At 44.1% G+C, this 2,247-nt stretch carries 2 protein-coding genes; both read left to right on the plus strand.

Annotated elements, in window-relative coordinates:
* Positions 1 to 2 precede the first annotated feature (2 nt).
* Complete coding sequence (locus ACHZC4_RS09960; RefSeq protein ID WP_394753692.1) at positions 3 to 1,655, plus strand: ABC transporter ATP-binding protein; 1,653 nt, start codon at positions 3 to 5, stop codon at positions 1,653 to 1,655.
* Positions 1,656 to 1,735: 80 nt separating this feature from the next.
* A partial coding sequence (locus ACHZC4_RS09965; RefSeq protein WP_394753693.1) for a PHP domain-containing protein occupies positions 1,736 to 2,247 on the plus strand: 512 nt, incomplete at its 3' end.

A 2,247-nucleotide genomic window follows, 5' to 3' on the forward strand; every position in this document is an offset into this window, starting at 1 on the left:
TGATGCCGCTGTTGGTCGATGAAGTTTTACTGAATAAACCGGGGTTAGCAATTGGCATTATAAATCGACTATTTCCAGTAGAATGGCATCTGCCTATTCTTTATATTACTGTTATTTTGATTGTCAGTTTACTATTGAGAATCATCGCTATCATATTTAACATCATTCAGGCCCGGCACTTTACCAGCATTTCTAAAGACATTATTTTTCGCATCCGCAAAAATCTGATCGGACATTTACAAACCATTTCCATGTCTGAATACGAGAGTCTTGGCACAGGTGCGGTGGTTACTCATCTGGTCAAAGACCTAGATACGATTGATACATTTATCGGCACTACCGCCAGCAAGCTACTGGTAGCCAGCCTGACCATCATTGGTACAGCAGTTATTTTATTATGGATGCACTGGCAGTTAGGGTTATTTATCATGCTGTTAAATCCCGTGGTGATTTATTTCACTCGTGTGGTCGGTTCTCGCGTCAAAGATCTTAAATACAAGGAAAACTCAGCTTATGAAGTCTTTCAGCAGTCGTTAACCGAAACACTGGAAGCAATTCATCAAATTCGCGCCAGCAACCGCGAACAACATTACTGTCAACAACTGATCGACTCTGCCCGATCCGTGAAAGAGTATTCAACTGCTTTTGCCTGGAAAAGTGACGCGGCGTCACGTTTAAGTTTTTTGGTATTTCTGTTCGGGTTTGATATTTTTCGTGCCAGTGCCATGCTGATGGTGTTTTATTCTGATCTTAGTATCGGTCAAATGCTAGCAGTTTTCGGCTATCTTTGGTTTATGATGGCACCCGTACAGGAAATCCTGGGCATTCAATATGCTTTTTATGCCGCTAAAGCCGCATTAGGACGTATTAACAGATTGAATGAGCTGAAACAGGAGCCACATTATCCGCATCTTGAAAATCCGTTTCTGAACAAAAAAACCGTCGCTATTCGTGTCGATAATTTACACTTCAGTTACGGTGAAGAAAAAGTACTAAACGGTATACAGTTAAAAATTAAAGCCGGAGAAAAGGTGGCCCTGGTCGGCGCTAGCGGAGGCGGCAAGTCCACCTTGATACAAGCCCTTATTGGACTCTACCCACCAGACGAGGGCCAAATTTACTTTGATAACGTTCCCATCGAACGCATAGGCTTAGAAGTGGTCAGAGAAAATGTAGTGACTGTGTTGCAACATCCGGTTCTATTTAATGATACTATCCGCGCCAATCTCACTTTGGGTAAGCCCGCTAGCGACGCTGTATTGTGGAATGCACTGGCAATAGCGCAATTGGCAGATGCGGTTAAGGATTTGAAAAGCGGTTTAGATACCGTCGTCGGTCGCTTGGGCATGAGGCTTTCTGGTGGTCAACGGCAAAGAATGGCTATCGCTCGCATGATTGTTGCCAATCCAAAAGTGGTAATATTGGACGAGGCAACTTCGGCACTGGATAGCGAAACAGAGCATGATTTACACGCGGCACTCGCTACTTTTTTAAAAGGCCGGACTACCCTTATTATTGCTCATCGTTTGAGTGCCGTTAAACAGGCCGATCATGTTTACGTTTTTGAGCAAGGTAAAATCTGTGAACAAGGACGACATGAAACGTTAATCAGCCAAAATGGCCTTTATGCCAAACTTTATGGCGAATATCAATAATGCAGGTACAAGGTACAAGGTACAAAATCAATCCTCTTGAACCTTTCACCTTTTACCTTGAACCTTGAACCTAAATAATTATGACTGAACTTTACGATTTACATTGTCATTCAACTGCCTCTGATGGTGCATTATCACCAACAGAATTAGTGCAGCGTGCGCATCAGCACGGCGTAACCTCGCTGGCGTTAACTGATCACGACACCACAGCCGGTCTTACAGAAGCACAGTTGTGTGCTGCAACAACAGGTGTGAAGTTAATAACGGGCATAGAGCTTTCTACAAATTGGCAAGATAAATGTTTCCACGTAGTGGGGCTGGGCATAGAACCAACTTATGCACCTTTGGCTGAAGCGACCTGCAACTTACAAAGCACTCGCCTGGAACGCGCCGAAAAAATTGCCTTAAAATTGGAGAAAAAACGCATCCCGGGCGCATTGGAAGCAGTCAAAAAAGCGGCTGGTGATGGCATGATTACCCGCACCCATTTTGCCGATTTCCTGGTGTCACAAAATCATGTATCTACCCAGCAAGAAGCGTTTGACCGTTATCTGGCAAAAGGCAAATCCGCCTATGTGTCTACTTCCTGGGC

It is taken from the genome of Crenothrix sp., assembly GCF_043729335.1.
In the GTDB taxonomy this organism is placed as follows: domain Bacteria; phylum Pseudomonadota; class Gammaproteobacteria; order Methylococcales; family Methylomonadaceae; genus Crenothrix.